At 64.4% G+C, this 17,837-nt stretch carries 19 protein-coding genes, 2 tRNA genes and 1 pseudogene; 9 read left to right on the top strand and 13 right to left on the bottom strand.

All coding sequences use genetic code 11. The features are described 5' to 3' along the window. Positions 1 to 292: 292 nt before the first annotated feature. Together QCE63_RS11305 and QCE63_RS11300 are read right to left on the bottom strand one after the other, a co-directional pair. Positions 293 to 1,738, bottom strand: a complete 1,446-nt coding sequence (locus tag QCE63_RS11305; RefSeq protein ID WP_309832910.1) for an MATE family efflux transporter — start codon at positions 1,736 to 1,738, stop codon at positions 293 to 295. Positions 1,739 to 1,990: 252 nt separating this feature from the next. Continuing rightward, entirely contained in the window at positions 1,991 to 2,212 is a 222-nt protein-coding gene (locus tag QCE63_RS11300; protein WP_309832909.1) for an RNA-binding S4 domain-containing protein, read from the bottom strand. Between the two features lie 296 nt (positions 2,213 to 2,508). Here QCE63_RS11300 and QCE63_RS11295 point away from each other — a divergent pair, with 296 nt between their 5' ends. The 3 genes from QCE63_RS11295 (at position 2,509) to QCE63_RS11285 (ending at position 5,565) form a co-directional block, all read left to right on the top strand. Next, positions 2,509 to 2,973: a hypothetical protein gene (locus tag QCE63_RS11295; protein WP_309832908.1), complete on the top strand. Its 465-nt coding sequence runs from the start codon at positions 2,509 to 2,511 to the stop codon at positions 2,971 to 2,973. A gap of 40 nt (positions 2,974 to 3,013) precedes the next feature. After that, the gene (locus tag QCE63_RS11290; RefSeq protein WP_309832907.1) at positions 3,014 to 3,274 is read left to right on the top strand and encodes a hypothetical protein; all 261 of its coding nucleotides are present in this window, start codon (positions 3,014 to 3,016) and stop codon (positions 3,272 to 3,274) included. Positions 3,275 to 3,435: 161 nt separating this feature from the next. Beyond that, the gene (locus QCE63_RS11285) at positions 3,436 to 5,565 is read left to right on the top strand and encodes an ATP-dependent helicase (protein WP_309833778.1); all 2,130 of its coding nucleotides are present in this window, start codon (positions 3,436 to 3,438) and stop codon (positions 5,563 to 5,565) included. A 9-nt stretch (positions 5,566 to 5,574) separates the two neighbouring features. Here the strand turns inward: QCE63_RS11285 and QCE63_RS11280 are convergent, their stop codons facing one another. The 7 genes from QCE63_RS11280 to QCE63_RS11250 form a co-directional block, all read right to left on the bottom strand. Beyond that, a complete protein-coding gene (locus QCE63_RS11280; RefSeq protein WP_309832906.1) occupies positions 5,575 to 6,336 on the bottom strand; it encodes a DUF4088 family protein in 762 nt (253 codons plus the stop codon). A gap of 165 nt (positions 6,337 to 6,501) precedes the next feature. Continuing rightward, entirely contained in the window at positions 6,502 to 6,837 is a 336-nt protein-coding gene (locus tag QCE63_RS11275; protein ID WP_309832905.1) for an AzlD domain-containing protein, read from the bottom strand. Next, complete coding sequence (locus QCE63_RS11270) at positions 6,834 to 7,607, bottom strand: AzlC family ABC transporter permease (RefSeq protein ID WP_309833777.1); 774 nt, start codon at positions 7,605 to 7,607, stop codon at positions 6,834 to 6,836. The genes QCE63_RS11275 and QCE63_RS11270 overlap by 4 nt, the downstream gene beginning before the upstream one ends. A gap of 117 nt (positions 7,608 to 7,724) precedes the next feature. Continuing rightward, a complete protein-coding gene (locus QCE63_RS11265; protein WP_309832904.1) occupies positions 7,725 to 8,546 on the bottom strand; it encodes an AraC family transcriptional regulator in 822 nt (273 codons plus the stop codon). 46 nt (positions 8,547 to 8,592) lie between these two features. Beyond that, positions 8,593 to 9,066, bottom strand: a complete 474-nt coding sequence (locus tag QCE63_RS11260; RefSeq protein WP_309832903.1) for a CreA family protein — start codon at positions 9,064 to 9,066, stop codon at positions 8,593 to 8,595. Positions 9,067 to 9,148: 82 nt separating this feature from the next. Beyond that, on the bottom strand, positions 9,149 to 9,283 hold the full coding sequence (locus QCE63_RS11255) for a hypothetical protein (protein ID WP_309832902.1): 135 nt from the start codon (positions 9,281 to 9,283) through the stop codon (positions 9,149 to 9,151). A 66-nt stretch (positions 9,284 to 9,349) separates the two neighbouring features. Next, a complete protein-coding gene (locus QCE63_RS11250) occupies positions 9,350 to 10,087 on the bottom strand; it encodes an FCD domain-containing protein (RefSeq protein ID WP_309832901.1) in 738 nt (245 codons plus the stop codon). A gap of 141 nt (positions 10,088 to 10,228) precedes the next feature. Between QCE63_RS11250 and QCE63_RS11245 the strand changes: the two genes are divergently transcribed. From QCE63_RS11245 to QCE63_RS11235, 3 genes are read left to right on the top strand one after another with little or no spacing between them, the layout of a single operon-like run. Next, entirely contained in the window at positions 10,229 to 10,972 is a 744-nt protein-coding gene (locus QCE63_RS11245) for a (Fe-S)-binding protein (protein WP_309832900.1), read from the top strand. Beyond that, the gene (locus QCE63_RS11240) at positions 10,969 to 12,360 is read left to right on the top strand and encodes an LUD domain-containing protein (RefSeq protein ID WP_309832899.1); all 1,392 of its coding nucleotides are present in this window, start codon (positions 10,969 to 10,971) and stop codon (positions 12,358 to 12,360) included. Before QCE63_RS11245 ends, QCE63_RS11240 begins: the two co-directional genes overlap by 4 nt. After that, a complete protein-coding gene (locus tag QCE63_RS11235; protein ID WP_309832898.1) occupies positions 12,357 to 12,938 on the top strand; it encodes an LUD domain-containing protein in 582 nt (193 codons plus the stop codon). Before QCE63_RS11240 ends, QCE63_RS11235 begins: the two co-directional genes overlap by 4 nt. Positions 12,939 to 12,988: 50 nt before the next feature. On the opposite strand, the pseudogene QCE63_RS11230 reads toward QCE63_RS11235, so the two are convergent. From QCE63_RS11230 to fdxA, 4 genes and pseudogenes are all read right to left on the bottom strand, one after another. Further along, positions 12,989 to 13,087: pseudogene (locus QCE63_RS11230) on the bottom strand (lipid A hydroxylase LpxO); the annotation flags it as partial. Positions 13,088 to 13,330: 243 nt separating this feature from the next. Continuing rightward, positions 13,331 to 13,406: transfer RNA gene (locus QCE63_RS11225), tRNA-Asn, on the bottom strand. A gap of 89 nt (positions 13,407 to 13,495) precedes the next feature. Further along, a tRNA-Asn gene (locus QCE63_RS11220) sits at positions 13,496 to 13,571 on the bottom strand. A 115-nt stretch (positions 13,572 to 13,686) separates the two neighbouring features. Continuing rightward, positions 13,687 to 14,010, bottom strand: a complete 324-nt coding sequence (gene fdxA, locus QCE63_RS11215; protein ID WP_309832897.1) for a ferredoxin FdxA — start codon at positions 14,008 to 14,010, stop codon at positions 13,687 to 13,689. Positions 14,011 to 14,383: 373 nt separating this feature from the next. Between fdxA and pncB the strand changes: the two genes are divergently transcribed. The 3 genes from pncB to QCE63_RS11200 all read left to right on the top strand — a co-directional run bounded on the left by pncB (position 14,384) and on the right by QCE63_RS11200 (position 17,836). Next, positions 14,384 to 15,574 (top strand): nicotinate phosphoribosyltransferase, encoded by a 1,191-nt coding sequence (gene pncB / locus QCE63_RS11210; protein WP_309832895.1) that lies wholly within the window; start codon positions 14,384 to 14,386, stop codon positions 15,572 to 15,574. A gap of 166 nt (positions 15,575 to 15,740) precedes the next feature. Continuing rightward, positions 15,741 to 16,412: a lactate utilization protein C gene (locus QCE63_RS11205; RefSeq protein WP_309832894.1), complete on the top strand. Its 672-nt coding sequence runs from the start codon at positions 15,741 to 15,743 to the stop codon at positions 16,410 to 16,412. 5 nt (positions 16,413 to 16,417) lie between these two features. Beyond that, a complete protein-coding gene (locus QCE63_RS11200) occupies positions 16,418 to 17,836 on the top strand; it encodes a sodium:proton antiporter (RefSeq protein WP_404990099.1) in 1,419 nt (472 codons plus the stop codon). The last annotated feature ends 1 nt before the right edge of the window (position 17,837 follow it).

The following is a 17,837-nucleotide window of genomic DNA, read 5'->3' as shown; positions in this document are numbered from 1 at the left end:
GGCGGCGGACGAAGCGTCGTAGCAAGAAGCGTTCTCCCGCCACGCCATCGAAACGATTTTAAGGGGATTTGCAGGGCAGGCCTGCCGACGTCGGTGGTCAAGCGAACGAGGAGGGCGGCAAAAGCGCCGGACGAAAAAAAGCCCGCCTGGTCGAAGGCGGGCTGACAACCCCTGTCACAGATGTCTCAAGGAGGAGACGGATTCATCCTAACCATGCGCGAGCGGCGCACCAACCAAGCATTCGTGCCATGCATTTCGTTGCGCGGCTCATTTGCTTATCAGGTATCAAGGTTCAAGCGTGGCCGTGCGGCGCGGCGTTGGAATCTGCGGTGTCCGGATCTGGAGCCATGCCGGTCTCGATGAACCGTCGGCTGATGCGGTGAAAACGCAGCGTCATCAACGCTGCGACGCTCGCGAGCCCGGCCGCCAGTCCCCACCACAGTCCCTTCGCGCCTAGTTCGAAATGAAACGCGAGGACATAGCCGGTCGGAAAGCCGACGCCCCAGTAGCCGAACGCGGCCGCGAGCATCGGCACGCGAGTGTCGCGCAGGCCGCGCAGGCAGCCCGAGCCGACCGTCTGCATGCCGTCGACGATCTGGAACACCGCCGCCACGCCGAGCAGCGAGGCGGCGAGCGCGACGGTGCGGGCGTTGGCGGGATCGTCGAGTTTCAGATACAGGCCGACGATCGCATGCGGCGCTGTGATCAGCACGAGGCCGGAGCACATCATGAAGCCGACGCCCAGCGCCAGCGCGACGAAACCCGCATGGCGCGCGGCGAGCGGCACGCCCGCGCCGACCCAGTAGCCGACGCGCACATTCGCCGCCTGACCGATGGCGAGCGGCACCATGAACGCCACGGAGGCCACATTGAGCGCGATCTGATGCGCGGCGAGCGGCGCTTCGCCGAGCAAACCGACCATCATGCCGGTGGCGAGGAAAAGCGTGGATTCGACGCCATAGGTGATCGCGACCGGCCAGCCGATGCTGAACAGTTCGCTCATCAGCGGCAGACGCGGCCGCGTCCGCGTGACGAAATGCCGGTAGCGCGGCCGCAGATGCAGGAAGGCGACGAGCGCGAGCGCGATCAGCCAGACGGTGATGGTGGTCGCCGCCGCGGAGCCGAGAAAGCCTTCGCGCGGCAGGCCGTAGGCGCCGTGAATGAGGCCGTAGTTGAGGAAGCCGTTGACGAACACGCCGCCGATCGACACCCACAGCAGCCGGCGCGCCGCGCCGATGGCCGGCAGGAACGCGCGCATCATGCCGACGCCGATCAGGCTGGCCGGCGTGCCCCAGCGCAGCACCGCGCAGTATTCGCCGACGTTCTTCGCCAGCAGCGCCGGTTCGTGGAACGCGAGCAGGATGGCTTCGGCATAGGACAGCAGCACGAAGGCGGGCACCGCGAGCAGCAGCGAGAGCACGAAACCGGTCCAGTAGATGCCTGGCACGCGCTCGTCGGCGTTGGCGCCGCGCGCGTGCGCCACGGACACCGACACCGACGTCAGCACGCCCTGCAGCAGCGTCACGACGACGAAGAAAAGATTTGCGCCGAGGCCACCGGCGGCGAGGGCATCGGGACCGAGCGAGCCGAGCAGGATGGTGTCCGTGACGCCCATCGCCATCTGCGAGAGTTGCGCGATCGCGAGCGGCGCCGCGAGGCGCGCGGTGTCGGCGGCGTGACGGGTGAGGCTCGGTGGTCCTTGATGCGCGCGTTGCGCGCGCGGGGTTTGGGCTTGCATGGTCGAGAGCGAATCAAACGGAGCAGGGGCGGGCGCGTCTTCGGCGGCGCTTCAGGTGCGGCGGCGTGGCGCGGGTCCGCAAGCGTCCTGACCGTACCGACACCGGGATTATTCCGCGCCCTTCCGGGATGCAGGGGCGTCGAAAACGGAAGATGACAAGCTTATTGCCTCGCGTGCGGCGTGTCGATGACGCGCCGGCTTATGCCGGGCTTTTGGCAAGCGCGTGACGCCTGCACTCAAACTCCGCGACGGTCATTCGGGCGCGCGCACGCGGATGGTCTGGCCGTCGAGCTTCACGACCTGGCCCGCGCGGATCTTGCATGTCTTGCGCATCTCCACGTGGCCGTCGACGGTCACGTCGCCCATGGCGACCCGCGCTTTCGCCGAGCCGCCGCTGTCCGCGAGACCCATCAGCTTGAGCAGGTTGTGAAGTTCGACGAAGTCGCCCGTGAGGGTGAATTGTAGTGACGGCATGGACGGGCGAAGCGGGATTGCGGGAAGGAGGGGTCCATCATAAACCACCGGCGAGCACGCGCCGGGCATGCGACGTGCTCCCTACAAGCGAGACCCCGGTAACCGGTTCGAAAGCAGTCTGGTTGGCAAATGTAGCCAGATGAAACCGTCGGTAACAATGACGGGTTTTGCAGAACTCGATCGCGCGCCGGCGGGTCCGACGGTTTGACTGAAACAGCTTCGGTCATCTTTCCAAATCGACAAACGCCGTGCGGACAACGATCCGACGGCACACAAATCAGAGAGAGGACATGCTCATGACTCAAGCTCGCATTCTGTTGATCGGCACCGCCATCGCCACCTTTGCTGCGTCGAGCGCCTTTGCGCAAAGCACGCAGCCGGCCCCCATGACGCCGGCGCCCGCACAGGCGCAGACGATGCAGCCGGCGCCGGGCCAGATGTCGAATCCGATGCCCGGCAACGCCATGCCCGCGCAGGCCCAGCAGCCCGTGACGCCGCCGCAGCAGAACCTCGTCGCGCCCGCGCCGACCGATCCGCTCGTCCAGCGCCGCAATGCCAACGCGCAGGCCAACGCTGAATACCGCGCGTCGAAGAAGTCGTCGAAGGCCGAACTGAAGGCGCAGAGCCAGCAGGCCAACGCGCAGTACAAGGAAGAGGTGAAGAACGCGAAGATCAATCGCAAGGCCGACAAGGACGCCGCGAAGGCAGAACTGAACGCCACCGAGCCGAACGCGCCGAAGGACACGGGACTGCAGCACTAAGCATGTCGCTGTCCCGGCGAAATCGTTCCAGGGAGGACATATGAAGCAAGGATCGAAGGCATTCCTGGCCGCGCTTGTCGCGGCAACGCTGGCCAGCGCGAGCGCGGCGTCGATCGCGCAGACCACCAGCGACGCGCCGATGACGAAGGCCGATCAGAAGGCGGCAAAGAAGCAGGCATCGGCCGACAAGGACGCCGCCGTGGCGCAGGCCAAGGCCGACAAGAAGAAGACCGAAGCCCAGTCCGAAGCCAACGAAGCCGCTGCGGACGCGAAGCTGAAAAACGCGAAGAAGGCGGACTGAACGTCTGAACGCGCGTCGATCGACGCCGCAAGCCCGGTTCCCCAACGGATCGGGCTTGTTTCTTTTTCGGGGTCAAAAGCTGAGTCCAGGCAAAGACTTGCGTGCAAAGCTTGTATGGATATACAGTGTGCGTCACTCTTTTCCCGCCCGTCCCTGTACCCGTGCTCACGCTCCCCGATACCGCCGACACCGCTGCCGATTCCACCGCCAGACAAGTCGCGGACTACCTCGCGAAGCTTAACGAGGCACAACGCCAGGCGGTCGAATTTGGCGTCGATGAACCCGATCGTCGTGGCGGGCCGCTGCTTGTCATCGCGGGTGCGGGATCCGGCAAGACCAATACGCTTGCGCATCGCGTCGCGCACCTGCTGGTGAAAGGCGCCGATCCGCATCGCATCCTGCTGCTCACCTTTTCGCGCCGCGCGGCGCTCGAAATGACCCGGCGCGTGACCCGCATCGCCACTCAGGCGCTCGGTGCGCGCAGCGCCATCGCGCAGGGATTGACGTGGTCCGGCACGTTCCACAGCGTCGGCGCGCGACTGCTGCGCGATTACGCCGATCTCGTCGGCCTCGCGCCGTCGTTCACCATCAACGACCGCGAAGATTCCGCCGACCTGATGAACCTCGTGCGGCACGAGCTCGGGCTGTCATCGAAGGAAAAGCGCTTTCCGGCCAAGTCCACTTGCTTCTCGATCTACTCGCGCGTCGTGAACACCGGCGCGTCGCTCGCCACGGTGCTCGACCAGTCGTTTCCCTGGTGCCGCGAGTGGGAATCCGACCTGAAGCGCCTGTTCGCCGCATATGTGAACGCCAAGCAGTCGCAAAGCGTGCTCGACTACGACGACCTGCTGCTCTACTGGTCGCATCTCGCTGCGGAGCCGTCGGTGGCGGCGGACTTGTCGAGCCGTTTCGATCACGTGCTGGTCGATGAATACCAGGACACCAACCGCCTGCAGGCGTCCATCCTGCTCGCGATGAAACCGGACGGGCGCGGCCTGACTGTCGTGGGCGACGATGCGCAGTCCATCTATTCGTTTCGCGGCGCGACGGTGCGCAACATTCTCGACTTCCCCGGACACTTCAACCCACCCGCCGCCAGTGTCACGCTGGATCGCAACTACCGTTCGACGCAACCGATCCTCGAGGCGTCGAACGCGGTGATCGGGCTCGCGTCCGAGCGCTATACGAAGAACCTGTGGACGGACAAGGCGTCGGCGCAGAAGCCGCGCGTCGTCAGCGTCGCTGATGAAGCGGATCAGGCGCGCTATGTCGTCGAGAAAGTGCTCGAGGCGCGCGAAGGCGGCATGAAGCTCAAGTCGCAGGCGGTGCTGTTCCGCGCGGCGCATCACAGCGCCACGCTCGAAATCGAACTCACGCGGCGCAATATTCCGTTCGTGAAGTTCGGCGGCCTCAAGTTTCTCGATTCGATCCACGTCAAGGACGTACTCGCCGTGTTGCGCTGGGCCGAGAATCCGCGCGACCGCGTCGCGGGCTTTCGCGTCGCGCAATTGCTGCCGGGCATCGGGCCGGCGCTGGCCGGGCGCCTGCTCGACAGCGTGAGCGCGCCGCAGGCGGTGGCGTCGCAGGCCATTGCCCGTTTTCAGGCGCCCGCGCGCGCCAGCGAGGACTGGCCGCGTTTCGTCGGGCTGATGGCGAAGCTGTGCGGCCGCGAATCGGGCTGGCCCGCCGAGTTCGAAATGATCCGCCGCTGGTATGAACCGCATCTCGAACGCAATCACGAGGACGCGGCGATCCGCATCGGCGATGTGATGCAGATGGAGAGCATCGCGTCGACCTATCCGACGCGCGAGCGCTTCCTCACCGAACTCACGCTCGACCCGCCCGACGCGACCAGCGACGAATCCGGCGTGCCGCTGCTGGACGAAGACTATCTGATCCTCTCGACCATTCATTCGGCCAAGGGTCAGGAATGGCGCAATGTTTTCGTGCTGAATGGCGTCGACGGCTGCATTCCGTCCGATCTGGGCACGGGCAGCGACGAGGAAATCGATGAAGAACGGCGCCTGTTGTATGTCGCGATGACGCGTGCGAAGGAAGACCTGCACGTCATCACGCCGCAGCGCTTCTACGTGCACAACCAGACGCATCTCGGCGACCGCCACGTATGGGCGCAGCGCACACGCTTCATTCCGCCGCATCTGCTGCCGCAATTCGAGACGGCCGCCTGGCCGCCGGTGATCGCGCCCACGGCGCCGACGGCCGCGGGGCTGGCGGCGGCCGCGAAGGCGAAGCTGGATATCGCGGCGCGCCTGAAGGGGATGTGGGAGTAAGAGGCGCGCTCAGCGCGGTGCGCGCGAGGCGCGCGGCGTGCGCGGCGGCGAGAAGATGCTGCGCAGCCAGGCGGCGAAGCGCGTGTAGCCGTCGTAAGGCTCTTCGACGAACAATTCCGGGCGCAGCGAGCGCAGGATTTCGAGCACTTGCTGCGCTTCCTGCTTCTGGATCGAGCCATACACGATGCCGAGCCGCAGCAGGCAGCGCAGTTCGCCGAGTTTTTCGCGCGCTGTCGAGCCGACGCTCGTTTCCACCGTAATTTTCATTTCGTAGACGCGCTGGCGCAGCGAATCCGCGAGCCGCCACGCAGGCGTCTGCATCTTCTCTTCCACTTCGCGAATGTCCGCCGCCGCGGACTTGATCTGCGACGCGAGCATGTCCACTTGCGATACGTCGCCCTTGGCTTCGGTGACGATGGCCGCCGCCCATTCGCGCGACGCCTTGACGAGATCTTCCGCGGTCCAGTCGGCGCGAATCGCGAACGCGAAGCCATGTTCGGCCGCCTGACGGATCAGGATCTCGACGACATCCGGAAACTCCTTGTCGAGCGCGCGCTTGGCCCACGCGTACTGGCCGTGCGAGAGCATGCGCTGCACGGCCTGCTCGGTGAGCGGCGTGTGATTGTCGAGCAGGATCGCCCGCAGGAAGTCTTCGAACGACGGTGTGACGAACTGCGGATCCAGCTTCAGCGACAGACGCAGGAAGGCGTCGAAGTCGCGCTGCAAGGAAGCGATCGTCTCTTCGCGGAGCGAAAGGGTGATTTGGCGCATGTTGGTTCCCGGTTCCGCTTCCGGATGCGTCGGAAGCGGGTAATGCTGGTGGCGCCGCTTCTGTGGGCGGAGGCCATTCGTTTCTGATATCGGCGCGGGTTCCGGGAACTTGAGGCTTTTTTGGTGCTTTTTGAAAGCCAATTGCGGGCCGATCGATGGAAAACGTTAGCGCAGAACCAGCAGTTGCCAGACGAAGAACACGGTCAGGGAGACAGCAATGGTCAGAAGCGGCCGCTTGCTGAGCGCGCACACGATGACCGCGACCAGCGCCGCCACCAGTTGCGGATTGCGCCAGGTGATCTCGGCGCCGTTGCCGTGCGGCGAGACGGTCATCGGCACGATGATGGCAGTCAGCACCGTCACGGGCACGAACGAGAGCGCGGTGCGCACGATGGGCGGAAAGGGCAGGCGCTCGCCGAGCACGAACACGGCGGCGCGGATCGTGAACGTGACCACGGCCATGCCGAGGATGAGCAGCACGTAGTTCGAGGCGGCACTCATTGCGCGTGCTCCTTCGAAGCTTGCTTGCGCTGCGCGCGATGGTCCCGCAGCGTGAGCATCATGCCGACCGCCACGCCCACGAGCACCGCCGCCAGCAGGCCGAGCTTGTACGGCCAGTCCTGCCATGCGAACGACAGCACGCCCGACGCCAGCGCCGCCGCGACGAAGCGCACCGCGACGAGCTGCGGCACGATGATCGCGATGAAGGTGGCGACCATGGCGAAGTCGAGCCCGAGCGACTTGAGGCCGGGAAACGCTGCGCCAAACAGCAGGCCGATGAGCGTCCACCCCTGCCAGTTCAGATACATCGCGACGCCGGAACCGAAGAAATAGTGCGGTCCGATTTCGCCGGGATTGCGCTTCTGATAGTGCGCATAGGCGACGGCGAAGACTTCGTCAGTGAGCACGCTCGCGAGCGCCCAGCGCCAGCGTCGCGGCAGATGCGCGACATACGGCGCGAGCGTCGCGGAATAGAGCACATGACGGAGATTGACGACGAGCGTCGTCGCCCAGATGACGGCGAAGCTCGCATGCGACGCGATCAGGCCGACCGCGATGAATTGCGCCGACCCGGCGAACACGGCGAGCGACATCAACTGGCCGTGCCACAGCGAGAGCGGGCTGGCCGTGACGAGCGTGCCGAAGATCACGCCGAAAGGCGCGGCGCCGATCATCATCGGAAGGGTGTCGCGGGCGCCGGCGGCGAATTCGCGCAACGCCTGGCCGGATGGCGGCGTGGACGGTCGGGTCGAGTGCCGTGCGGACTGCATGGCGGACGATTGTGCGGATGTTGCCTTCAAGATTTCCTCCTGTGACAGCGAGGATACGCAACGCGGTGTCCGGATGGCTTGTACGTTCTTGCGCTGCCGGCGCTTCTTTCCGGACGCTCAGCGCCAGCGGCCCGGCGGCACGCCGAACGCGCGCTTGAAGTGGCGGGTGAAATGACTCTGGTCGGTGAAGCCGCTCGCCGCCGCGACGTCAGTGACCGACGCACCCGAACGCAGCGCGGGCAGCGCTCGCACGATACGCATCTGGTTGCGCCAGGCGTGCGGCGCGAGACCGGTCGTGCGCGCGAACAGCCGGGCGGCATGGAAGGTCGACAGGCCCACCGTGCGCGCCAATTCGGCGAGCGTGACGGGTTCGAGCAGGTCGTCGGCGAGACGTGACTTCATGGTTTCGACGCGCTGCGCGTCGGCGGCGAGCGACGGCGCACCCGCGTGTTGCCGTGCGTGCCGGCCGATCAGCGTCGTGACCGCATCGACGAGCGCCAGTTCGGCTTCGAGTGGATCGGCGCCGCGCTCCAGCACGCGGTGCGCATGCAAGAGGCGACGTGCCAGATCGGCATCGCGGATGATGTGATCCGGAAACCGCGGCGCGGCAGCGCGTTGTCCGCACAGATCGTGCGCGAGGTCCTCGACGAACGGCATCGGCAGGTAGAACACGCGATAGCGCCAGCCGATATCGACCGCCCGTGCGCCCGTATGCACCTCGCCCGGATTGATCACCGGCACCGAGCCGGTTTCCGCGACATGATGCGCGCCGCGATAGTCGAAGCATTCCGCGCCGGCCTCGATCACCGGCACCGTGTAGGCGTCGTGCCAGTGCGGCGTGAATTCATGGTCGTAGTATTCCGCGGTCACCATGTCCGCGTCCGGCACGAGCGGCGAGCGCCAGTAGCGTGCGGCATCGCGGAAATGGTCGGCGTTCATGGCGGAATGACGGATGAAGAAGGGAAACGGGAAGTTTATAACGTTGTCACTTCACCGGTATCGTCGTGCCCTCCGGCACCGGCACGGCGGTCACACTGTTCTTCGGACTGCCGGTCGCGATGCGGTCGCTGTACGTGAGATAGACGAGCGTGTTGCGCTTCGTATCGACCACGCGCACCACGTGCAGCGTCTTGAAGATGAACGACATGCCCGCCGAGAACACATCGGTTTTCTGCTTGAGCGGCTGGGAGAATTTGATCGGGCCGACCTGCCGGCAGGCGATCGACGCCTCGGTCGGATCTTCCGCGATACCCAGTGTGCCTTTCACGCCGCCCGTGCGCGCCCGCGAAACGTAGCAAGTTACGCCCTGCACGAGCGGATCGTCGTAGGCATCGACGGTAACGCGATCAGAGCCCGTGAAACGGAAGTTGGTATTGACGCTGGCGATCTCCTCGGCATGCGCGATTCCGGCGCCGTAGAGGGAGGCAAGCACTGCAAAGGCGAGGGCGGGACGCTTCATCGACATCATCCGGAAAAGAGAAGGGGCGTCGTATTGTATCGACGCCCCTGAGTTCTTTCGATGTGTCGCACATCCGGTCCGTTCAGTGGAAGATCAGATAAAGAATCACCAGCACCACCACCGGCACGCCGAGCAGCCATCCGAGCAGGTAAGGCATGTTGACCTCCTTCGCGTATCGTTTTTGACAGTTCCAGTATCGCGAAGACAGCGCATGCACGTTAGCCGTGCAAGTCCGAAAGCTGTGTAGGTCTTGTCCTATCTTGAGCTTACATAATCATTACGTTCACGCCCGCTTGCGCGCCGGACGATCGCGGTACAGCGTGCGCACATAGTCCAGATGCGCGCCCGCGCATTCGCGCGCCTGTGCAGGGTTGCGCGCGACGATCGCGTCGAACATCGCGCGATGCTGCGCCATCAGGTTCGCCTCGACTTCGTCGTCGTAATCCACCAGCCGATGCGACGTGAGCATCGATTCGCGCACCAGTTCGTTCAGTCCATGCATGACGTGCGTCAGCGCGACGTTGTGCGTTGCATCGGCGATCGCCAGATGGAAAGCCGCGTCCTTCTCCGCGATGCGCGTGCTCTTGCTTGCCACCGCGGCCTCGAGCGCGTCGAAAGCGGCGGCGATGCGCGCCAGATCGGCCTCGGTGGCGCGCTCGGCCGCGTAGGCGGTGGAAAGCGTTTCGAGCCCGTGGCGCAATTCCAGCACGTCGGCGCTGGCATCCGGCTGCTGATCGAGCAACGCGGCGAGCGGACGCGACACCAGCGGCGCCGTCACGTCCGATACGACGAAACCTCCGCGCCCCGCTGCGCGGATGAAACCATCGGATTCCAGCCGGATCAGCGCCTCGCGCAGCGATGGGCGCGACACGTTCAGCTGCTCGGCCAAGTCGCGTTCGGCGGGCAGGCGCTGGCCGGGCAGCAGCGTGCCGTTCGAGATCAACTCGCGAATCTGTCCGGACACGACGTCCGAGATGCGCACGCGGGCATAAGAATGCGAGTGGACGGGCTGGAAGGTCATTGATTGACGCGAACGGGACGTGGAAACTCGAAAGGTGCCCGAGTTTGACACGAAACACGCATCTCTTTAAAGTCTTGGTCAGACCAAGCTGACCAAAAAGAGTCGTCCCGTTCCCGCAATCGACATTCGCCACCGGCCCTCATGAAAGTCGCCCTTTTCGTGCCCTGTTTCATCGACGCCTTCTATCCGCAAGTCGGCGTCGCCACGCTGGAACTGCTCGAACGGCTCGGGCTCGATGTCGACTATCCGCAGGACCAGACCTGTTGCGGCCAGCCGATGGCCAACAGCGGCGCGCACAAGGACGCCGCCGGCGCGGAACGCGTGTTCGCGCGCAATTTCGCGGACTATGACTACGTGGTGGGACCGTCAGCGAGTTGTACGCATCATGTGCGCGAACACTTCACCGCGATCGAACAGACCGGCGCCGTTCAGAAAGTGCGGCGCAGCACCTTCGAACTCGTCGAATTCCTGCACGACGTGCTCGGCGTGCGCGAGTTTCCGTGGGCCGAGTTCCCGCACCGGGTCGGGCTGCATAACAGTTGCAGCGCGGTGCGGCATCTGCGCGAGACGTCGAATTCCGAAGTCGCGGGCACGCCGTACTCGAAGCCGCGCGCGTTGCTGGAAGGCGTGAAGGGCATCGAGTTCGTCGCGCCGGCGCGTCCCGATGAATGCTGCGGCTTCGGCGGCACGTTCTCCGTGACCGAGGCGGCCGTCTCCGTGCGCATGGGGCAGGACAAGGTGAGCGATCACGTCGGCGCGGGCGCGGAGTACATCGTGTCGGGCGACATGTCGTGCCTGATGCACCAGCAGGGCTGCGCCGAACGCATGAAGGTCGAGGCGAAGTTCATCCATATCGCGCAGGTGCTGAACGGAGTGCGCGCATGAGCAAGACCATCCGCATCGATCACGCGAAGGCGGCCAGCGCGTTCCTGCAAAAGCCGGATCACGTTGCCTTCCACGACAAGCGTCTGTGGGACTTGCGCACCAAGCGCGACGCGCAGGCGCACGGCATCGCCGAATGGGAAACGATGCGCGATCTGGCGTCGGGCATCAAGGAACATACGCTGTCGCATCTTGCAGACTATCTCGCGCAGTTCGCGGATCAGGCGGAGAAGAACGGCGTGACCGTGCATTTCGCGGCGAACGCGCAGGAACACAACGAACTCGTCTACCAATTGATGAGCGCGCGCGGCATGACCGCCCTCGTCAAGAGCAAGTCGATGCTCACCGACGAATGCTATATGCGCGACTATCTCGAGCCGCGCGGCATCACGGTGATGGAGACCGACCTCGGCGAGCGCATCCAGCAACTCGATCACCAGGACCCGAGTCACATGGTGGTGCCGGCCGTCCACAAGCTGCGCGCGGACGTCGCGGAACTGTTCGGGCGCACCATCGGCACCGATCCCGCGAACAGCGACATCCACTATCTCGCCGAGAGCCAGCGCATGAACACGCGGCCGTACTTCGTGCGCGAGAAGACCGCCGGCATGACCGGCTGCAACTTCGCGGTTGCGGAGACGGGGACGGTCGTCGTGTGCACGAACGAGGGCAACGCGGATCTCTCGGCGAACGTGCCGCCGCTGCATATCGCGTCGATCGGCATCGAGAAGATCATTCCGACCATCGCGGATCTCGGTGTGTTCGTGCGCATGCTGTCGCGCAGCGCGCTCGGCTCGCCGATCACGCAATACACCTCGCATTTCCGCCAGCCGCGGCCGGGCACGAAGATGCACTTCATCCTCGTCGACAACGGCCGCTCCGAGCGCCTGGCGTTGGACGACTTCTGGTTCTCGCTCAAGTGCATCCGCTGCGGCGCGTGCATGAACACGTGTCCGGTGTATCGGAGGAGCGGCGGGCTGTCGTATGGCGGTACGTATTCCGGACCGATCGGCGCGATCATTAATCCGACGCACGATCTCAAGCGCTACAGCGCGCTGCCGTTCGCCTCGACGATGAACGGCAGTTGCACCAACGTGTGTCCGGTGAAGGTGAACATTCACGAGCAGATCTACAAGTGGCGCGAGGTGATCGCGGACAAGCACGAGGTGCCCTTCGTCAAGCAGGAAGTGCTGAAGATGGCGGGGCGGCTGCTGGCGAGCCCGACGCTGTATCGCGCGAGCGTGGCATCGCTCGGCGGGGCGCTCAAGCGGCTGCCCAACTTCGTGCTCTATAACCCGCTCAACATCTGGGGACGCCAGCGCGAACTGCCCGAAGCGCCCGCCGAGACCTTTCACGAGTGGTACAGGAAAAACCGGAAGCCGGCCAAATGACGAGTCGCGAAGCCTTTCTCTCGAGGATCCGCGCGGCGCAACCCGCCGCGCGTCCGCGGCCGGAGGTGCCGCTGTTTCCGGCGCCGCCGGGCGACCTGAAGGAGCGCTTCAGCACGGCGCTTGCCGCGATGGGCGGCACGTGTGTCGATGCATCGAGCCTGGAGGACGTGAACGCGCTGATCGCCACGCGCTTTGCGGAGGCGCAGGTGATCGCCTCGGCCGTGCCGGGTGTCGCGGGCAACCGGCCGCTCGCAGCGGATACGGTGCCGGCGTCGCTCCAGGACGTCGATGTCGCGGTCGTCAGGGGGCGCTTCGGCGTCGCGGAAACGGGCTCGGTGTGGTTCAGCGAGCAGGAATACGTCGTCAACTCGATCGGCTATCTGGCCCAGCATCTGGTCGTGCTGCTCGATCCGGCGCAGCTCGTCGAAGGCTTGCAGCAGGTGTACCGGCGCGACGATTTCAGGACGGCGCGTTATGCGGTGCTCGTGACCGGGCCATCGGCGACGGCGGATATCGAAGGCGTGCTGATTCGCGGCGCGCAGGGCGTGCGGTCGCTCACGCTGGTGTGGCTCGCGTGAAGAGGCCGATGCTCGTCAAGTCTTGGTACCTGAAGAAGATCGCCACCCAGCCACTTGACGATGGTGTACACGGTCCGGTTCCACGCTTTCACACGCTTGCCGACGAGCCGGATAGGACAGAGAAACTTGAACGCGTGATTCAATTCGCCGCCGACAAAGTCGTTCGAACCTTGCCAAGCACAATATGTGCAGACCGCACAGACGATGAAGGTCAACAGGATGATCCAGCGCATCGTTTCTCACTCTATCGTCTATCGCGGAAATAGATCGACGAACGGATAAACGAGATCCGCCTGGACGGTGACGACGCATAGAGAAGACAAAACCGGCGCGCAAAAACAAAAAGCCCAATCGAAGACTGGGCTTTGCTGGATCCTGCGATGAAGCCTTTTTGGCTCCCCGACCTGGGCTCGAACCAGGGACCTACGGATTAACAGTCCGGCGCTCTACCAACTGAGCTATCGGGGAACAACTGACAACATGTGAAGCTGAGATGAAAAACCCAGCCGATAGACTGGGTTTTGAACAACGCTTGCTGGAGCTTTGGATGAAACTCTTGGCTCCCCGACCTGGGCTCGAACCAGGGACCTACGGATTAACAGTCCGGCGCTCTACCAACTGAGCTATCGGGGAACATCTACAGCAGAGAAGCGAGAGTATAGGGGGGTGGTGCTTTACTGTCAACGCCCAATCTTCATTCGATAAGCGCTCTCGCAGCTTGAAGAGAGGGCCTCACAAACCACGCAAATCAGCGCTCCAGCAGATTCAGCTTTTCCTTGACGTCCTTGAACTCATCCGACTCGGGCAGCGGCGCCTTCGTCTTGGTGATGCTCGGCCAGTTGCGCGAGAGGTCGGCGTTCAGTTCAGTGAAGTGTTGCTGATCCCCGGGCACATCTTCTTCGGCGTAGATCGCATTGACCGGGCATTCGGCGACGCACACGGCGCAGTCGATGCATTCGTCCGGATCGATCGCGAGAAAGTTGGGACCTTCGCGGAAGCAATCCACCGGGCACACGTCCACGCAATCGGTGAACTTGCACTTGATGCAGCTTTCGGTCACAACGTGAGTCATTCAGGCTCCTGCATGCGGAATTCGTGGGGGCTGCGCCCTGGGCGGCTGCATGGGCCGGGAGGTGCGCTTGCGGAAACGCATATTGTAGCGTAATAGGAAAAACGGACGCGAGCGCCGGCGCCGCCTGTCTTATATCAATTCGTGATGTGGGTATGCGCGGCAGAGGAAGCCTTTGCAGCAGGCAGGAGAGGGCCGCCATGCCCCATGCCGGCGCGCACATTCGGGTAACATGACCTGCAATGCGTATTCGGGTCAGAGTCTCTTCGAGGCAAGCCCGTGCGTCATCAATGCACATCGGGACAGCATCGGGACAGCGGGGCAGGTGGCTCGAACCGATGCATCATCTTTTCGCGTGGATGTTTCAGCCAGAACCATGATCATCACTTCGCTGCTCGACACCGATCTCTATAAGTTCACGATGATGCAGGTCGTGCTGCATCATTTCCCGGCAGCGAACGTCGAATATCGCTTTCGCTGCCGCACGCCGAATGTCGATCTCGTGCCGTACATCGACGAAATTCGCGACGAAGTCCGGCAGCTCTGCAATCTGCGCTTCAAGGAAGAAGAGCTCGACTATCTGCGGCACATGCGCTTTATCAAGAGCGACTTCATCGATTTCCTCGCGCTGTTCCATCTGAACGAGAAGTCCATTCGCATCGCGCCGTCGGCGAAGAACAACGGCGAGATCGACATCGATATCGAAGGTCCCTGGCTGCATACGATTCTCTTCGAGATTCCGGTGCTCGCGATCGTCAACGAGGTCTACTTCCGCAACACCCAGCGCAAGCCCGAGTACGAAACCGGCCGCGAGCGTCTGCGCGAGAAGATCAAGCTGCTCGCCACGCCGCCTGAATATTCGGACTGCAAGATCGCCGACTACGGCACGCGTCGACGTTTCTCCAAGCACTGGCACGAGGAAGTGGTGCTGACGCTCAAGGAGCGCCTGGGCGCGCAGTTCGCCGGCACGAGCAACGTCTATTACGCGATGAAGCACGGCCAGCGTCCGCTCGGCACCATGGCGCACGAATACCTGCAGGCGTGTCAGGCGCTGGGTCCGCGCCTGCGCGATTCGCAGATCTACGGCTTCGAGATGTGGGCCAAGGAATATCGCGGCGACCTGGGCATCGCGCTGTCGGACGTGTACGGCATGAAGGCGTTCCTGAACGACTTCGACATGTACTTCTGCAAGCTGTTCGACGGCGCGCGGCACGACTCGGGCGATCCGTTCGACTGGGGCGAGCGCCTGCTGCGCCATTACGAAGAGAACCGCTGCGACCCGCGCACCAAGATCCTCGTGTTCTCGGACGCGCTCGATATCCCCAAGGTGCTGCAGCTCTACGAGCGTTTCCGCGGCCGCTGCCAGCTGGCATTCGGCGTCGGCACGAATCTCACCAACGACCTCGGCTATCAGCCGCTGCAGATCGTCATCAAGATGGTTCGCTGCAACGGACAGCCGGTGGCGAAACTGTCGGATTCGCCGGGCAAGAACATGTGCGACGACCGCGCGTATCTCGCTTACTTGCGGCAGGTATTCGGCATCGAGCAGCCGGTGGACGAACTCTGACGCGTGCGTTGTTGCGTGCCTGGTTTGCGCCCCGGCCTATGCCGTCCGGCCGAGGTTCGCGCGCGAACTCCGCTCGCTATAATTCGACGCGTCGCTGATCGATTCGGCTCACGCACCTACGCATTTACGCACCCACGCAGCTTTGCAGAGGGAAGAGGACGGCACCATGGATACATCGGCCGCGCGCCGCACCATTCTCGCGCGCATCCGCAGTGCGCAGGGCCGTCGCGGCGAGCCGACGGACGCCGAGCGCGCCGCGGCGCAGGAGTATGTCGGGCGGCATCCGGCGGGCCCGCGTCCGCCGCTGCCGCAGACGCGCGAAGAGCTCATCGCGCGTTTCTGGCTGGAGGCCGAGCGTCTGGCCAGCACCGTGGCCGAAGTCGAATCGCTTGCTGACACTCCCGCCGAAGCCGCGCGTTATCTTCATGCGCTGAATCTCCCGACCGAGGTCGTCGCGTGGCCCGCGCTCGCTGACCTGCCGTTTGCCGAAGCCGGCTTGCACGTGTCGTTGCGCAAGCCCGTCGATGCCGATCTCGTCGGCATCACCGGCTGTTTCTGCGCCACCGCCGAGACCGGCTCGCTCGTGCTGCTGTCCGGCGCCGAAACGCCCGCGTCCGGCGCGCTGCTGCCCGCTACCCACATTGCCATCGTGCCGGCGTCGCGCATCGTCGCGGCGCACGAAGACGCCTTCGCGCTCATCCGCGCCGAACGGGGCGAACTGCCGCGTGCGGTCAATTTCGTCTCGGGGCCGTCGCGCACCGGCGATATCGAACAGACCATCGTGCTCGGCGCGCACGGGCCGTATCGCGTGCATGTCATTGTCGTGCGCGGAGCCTGAGTCCAATGCGGCTTCTGGCTGGCGGTGTTCTGCTTGCTGTGTTGGCGTCGGTCACGCATCCCGCGGCGGCGGCCACGCTCGACGGCGCAACGCTCTCGGCGGCATGGGGCCTGCCGTTCGTCGGCGTGCTGCTGTCCATCGCGGTCTTTCCGCTGGTGGCGCCGAAGCTGTGGCATCGGCATGACGGCAAGATCGCGGCGGCTTGGGCGCTCGCGTTTCTCGTGCCGTTCGCCGTCGCGTTCGGGGCCGGCGCCGCGGGCGGCGTGCTGCTGCACGCGCTGCTCGAAGAGTATCTGCCCTTCATCATGCTGCTGGCCGCGCTCTATACCGTGGCGGGCGGCATCTGCGTGCGCGGCAACCTGCATGGCTCGGCGCGGCTCAATACCGGACTGCTCGCGCTGGGCACGGTGCTCGCGAGCCTCATGGGCACGACCGGCGCGGCCATGCTCCTGATCCGGCCGCTTCTGCGCGCCAACGACAACCGCAAGCACGTCGTGCATGTGGTCGTGTTCTTCATCTTTCTGGTCGCGAATGCGGGCGGCTCGCTCACGCCGCTGGGCGATCCGCCGCTGTTCCTGGGCTTCCTCAACGGTGTCGGCTTCTTCTGGACCACGCTGCATCTCGCGCTGCCCATGCTGGTTCTCTGCGCCGCGTTGCTCGCGCTGTTTTATCTGCTCGACAGCCACTACTGGCGCAAGCACGATGCCGGACGGCCGGCACTCGATCCGACGCCCGACACACCGTCGCTCGGCGTGGACGGCAAGATCAACTTCGCGTTGCTCGCAGCCATCGTCGCGCTGGTGCTGATGAGCGGCGTGTGGAAGCCCGGCATCACGTTCGATGTGTTTGGCACGCAGGTGCAGTTGCAGAACCTGGTGCGCGACGTGCTGCTCGCCTGCGTGCTGCTGGCGTCGCTCGCCTTCACGCCGAAGCGCGCGCGCGAAGGCAATGCGTTCGACTGGGCGCCCATCGCCGAAGTGGCCAAACTGTTCGCCGCGATCTTCGTCACCATCGCGCCGGTCATCACCATCTTGCGCGCGGGCGCGGACGGCGCATTCGCTGGCATCGTTCACGTGGTGTCGGATGCGAACGGCAAGCCGGTGGATTTGGCGTACTTCTGGGCCACAGGCCTGCTGTCGTCGTTTCTCGACAACGCGCCCACCTATCTCGTCTTCTTCAATCTCGCGGGCGGCGACGCCCGCACGCTCATGACCACCGACGCCACCACGCTCGCCGCCATTTCCGCGGGCGCGGTCTTCATGGGCGCGAACACATATATCGGCAATGCGCCGAATTTCATGGTCAAGGCGATCGCCGAGTCGCGCGGTGTGCGCATGCCGGGTTTCTTCGGCTATATGGCGTGGTCGGGCGTCGTCTTGCTGCCGCTTTTCGCCATGTTGGGCTGGCTATTTTTCCGGGAGTAGG

It is taken from the genome of Caballeronia sp. LZ065 (assembly GCF_031450975.1).
Taxonomy (GTDB): Bacteria; Pseudomonadota; Gammaproteobacteria; order Burkholderiales; family Burkholderiaceae; genus Caballeronia.
Note: the sequence above shows the minus strand (reverse complement) of the source record. Positions and strands in the feature narration are given on the sequence as shown.

Bases quoted from the DNA above. Each gene is read 5' to 3' on its own strand.
- QCE63_RS11280 (WP_309832906.1), bottom strand. From the start codon at position 6,336: ATGCGCCAAATCACCCTTTCGCTCCGCGAAGAGACGATCGCTTCCTTG.
- fdxA (WP_309832897.1), bottom strand. From the start codon at position 14,010: ATGACTCACGTTGTGACCGAAAGCTGCATCAAGTGCAAGTTCACCGAT.
- QCE63_RS11260 (WP_309832903.1), bottom strand. From the start codon at position 9,066: ATGAAGCGTCCCGCCCTCGCCTTTGCAGTGCTTGCCTCCCTCTACGGC.
- QCE63_RS11295 (WP_309832908.1), top strand. From the start codon at position 2,509: ATGACTCAAGCTCGCATTCTGTTGATCGGCACCGCCATCGCCACCTTT.
- QCE63_RS11300 (WP_309832909.1), bottom strand. From the start codon at position 2,212: ATGCCGTCACTACAATTCACCCTCACGGGCGACTTCGTCGAACTTCAC.
- QCE63_RS11250 (WP_309832901.1), bottom strand. From the start codon at position 10,087: ATGACCTTCCAGCCCGTCCACTCGCATTCTTATGCCCGCGTGCGCATC.
- QCE63_RS11275 (WP_309832905.1), bottom strand. From the start codon at position 6,837: ATGAGTGCCGCCTCGAACTACGTGCTGCTCATCCTCGGCATGGCCGTG.
- QCE63_RS11305 (WP_309832910.1), bottom strand. From the start codon at position 1,738: ATGCAAGCCCAAACCCCGCGCGCGCAACGCGCGCATCAAGGACCACCG.
- QCE63_RS11245 (WP_309832900.1), top strand. From the start codon at position 10,229: ATGAAAGTCGCCCTTTTCGTGCCCTGTTTCATCGACGCCTTCTATCCG.
- QCE63_RS11205 (WP_309832894.1), top strand. From the start codon at position 15,741: ATGGATACATCGGCCGCGCGCCGCACCATTCTCGCGCGCATCCGCAGT.
- QCE63_RS11235 (WP_309832898.1), top strand. From the start codon at position 12,357: ATGACGAGTCGCGAAGCCTTTCTCTCGAGGATCCGCGCGGCGCAACCC.
- QCE63_RS11270 (WP_309833777.1), bottom strand. From the start codon at position 7,607: ATGCAGTCCGCACGGCACTCGACCCGACCGTCCACGCCGCCATCCGGC.
- QCE63_RS11200 (WP_404990099.1), top strand. From the start codon at position 16,418: ATGCGGCTTCTGGCTGGCGGTGTTCTGCTTGCTGTGTTGGCGTCGGTC.
- pncB (WP_309832895.1), top strand. From the start codon at position 14,384: ATGATCATCACTTCGCTGCTCGACACCGATCTCTATAAGTTCACGATG.
- QCE63_RS11290 (WP_309832907.1), top strand. From the start codon at position 3,014: ATGAAGCAAGGATCGAAGGCATTCCTGGCCGCGCTTGTCGCGGCAACG.
- QCE63_RS11265 (WP_309832904.1), bottom strand. From the start codon at position 8,546: ATGAACGCCGACCATTTCCGCGATGCCGCACGCTACTGGCGCTCGCCG.
- QCE63_RS11240 (WP_309832899.1), top strand. From the start codon at position 10,969: ATGAGCAAGACCATCCGCATCGATCACGCGAAGGCGGCCAGCGCGTTC.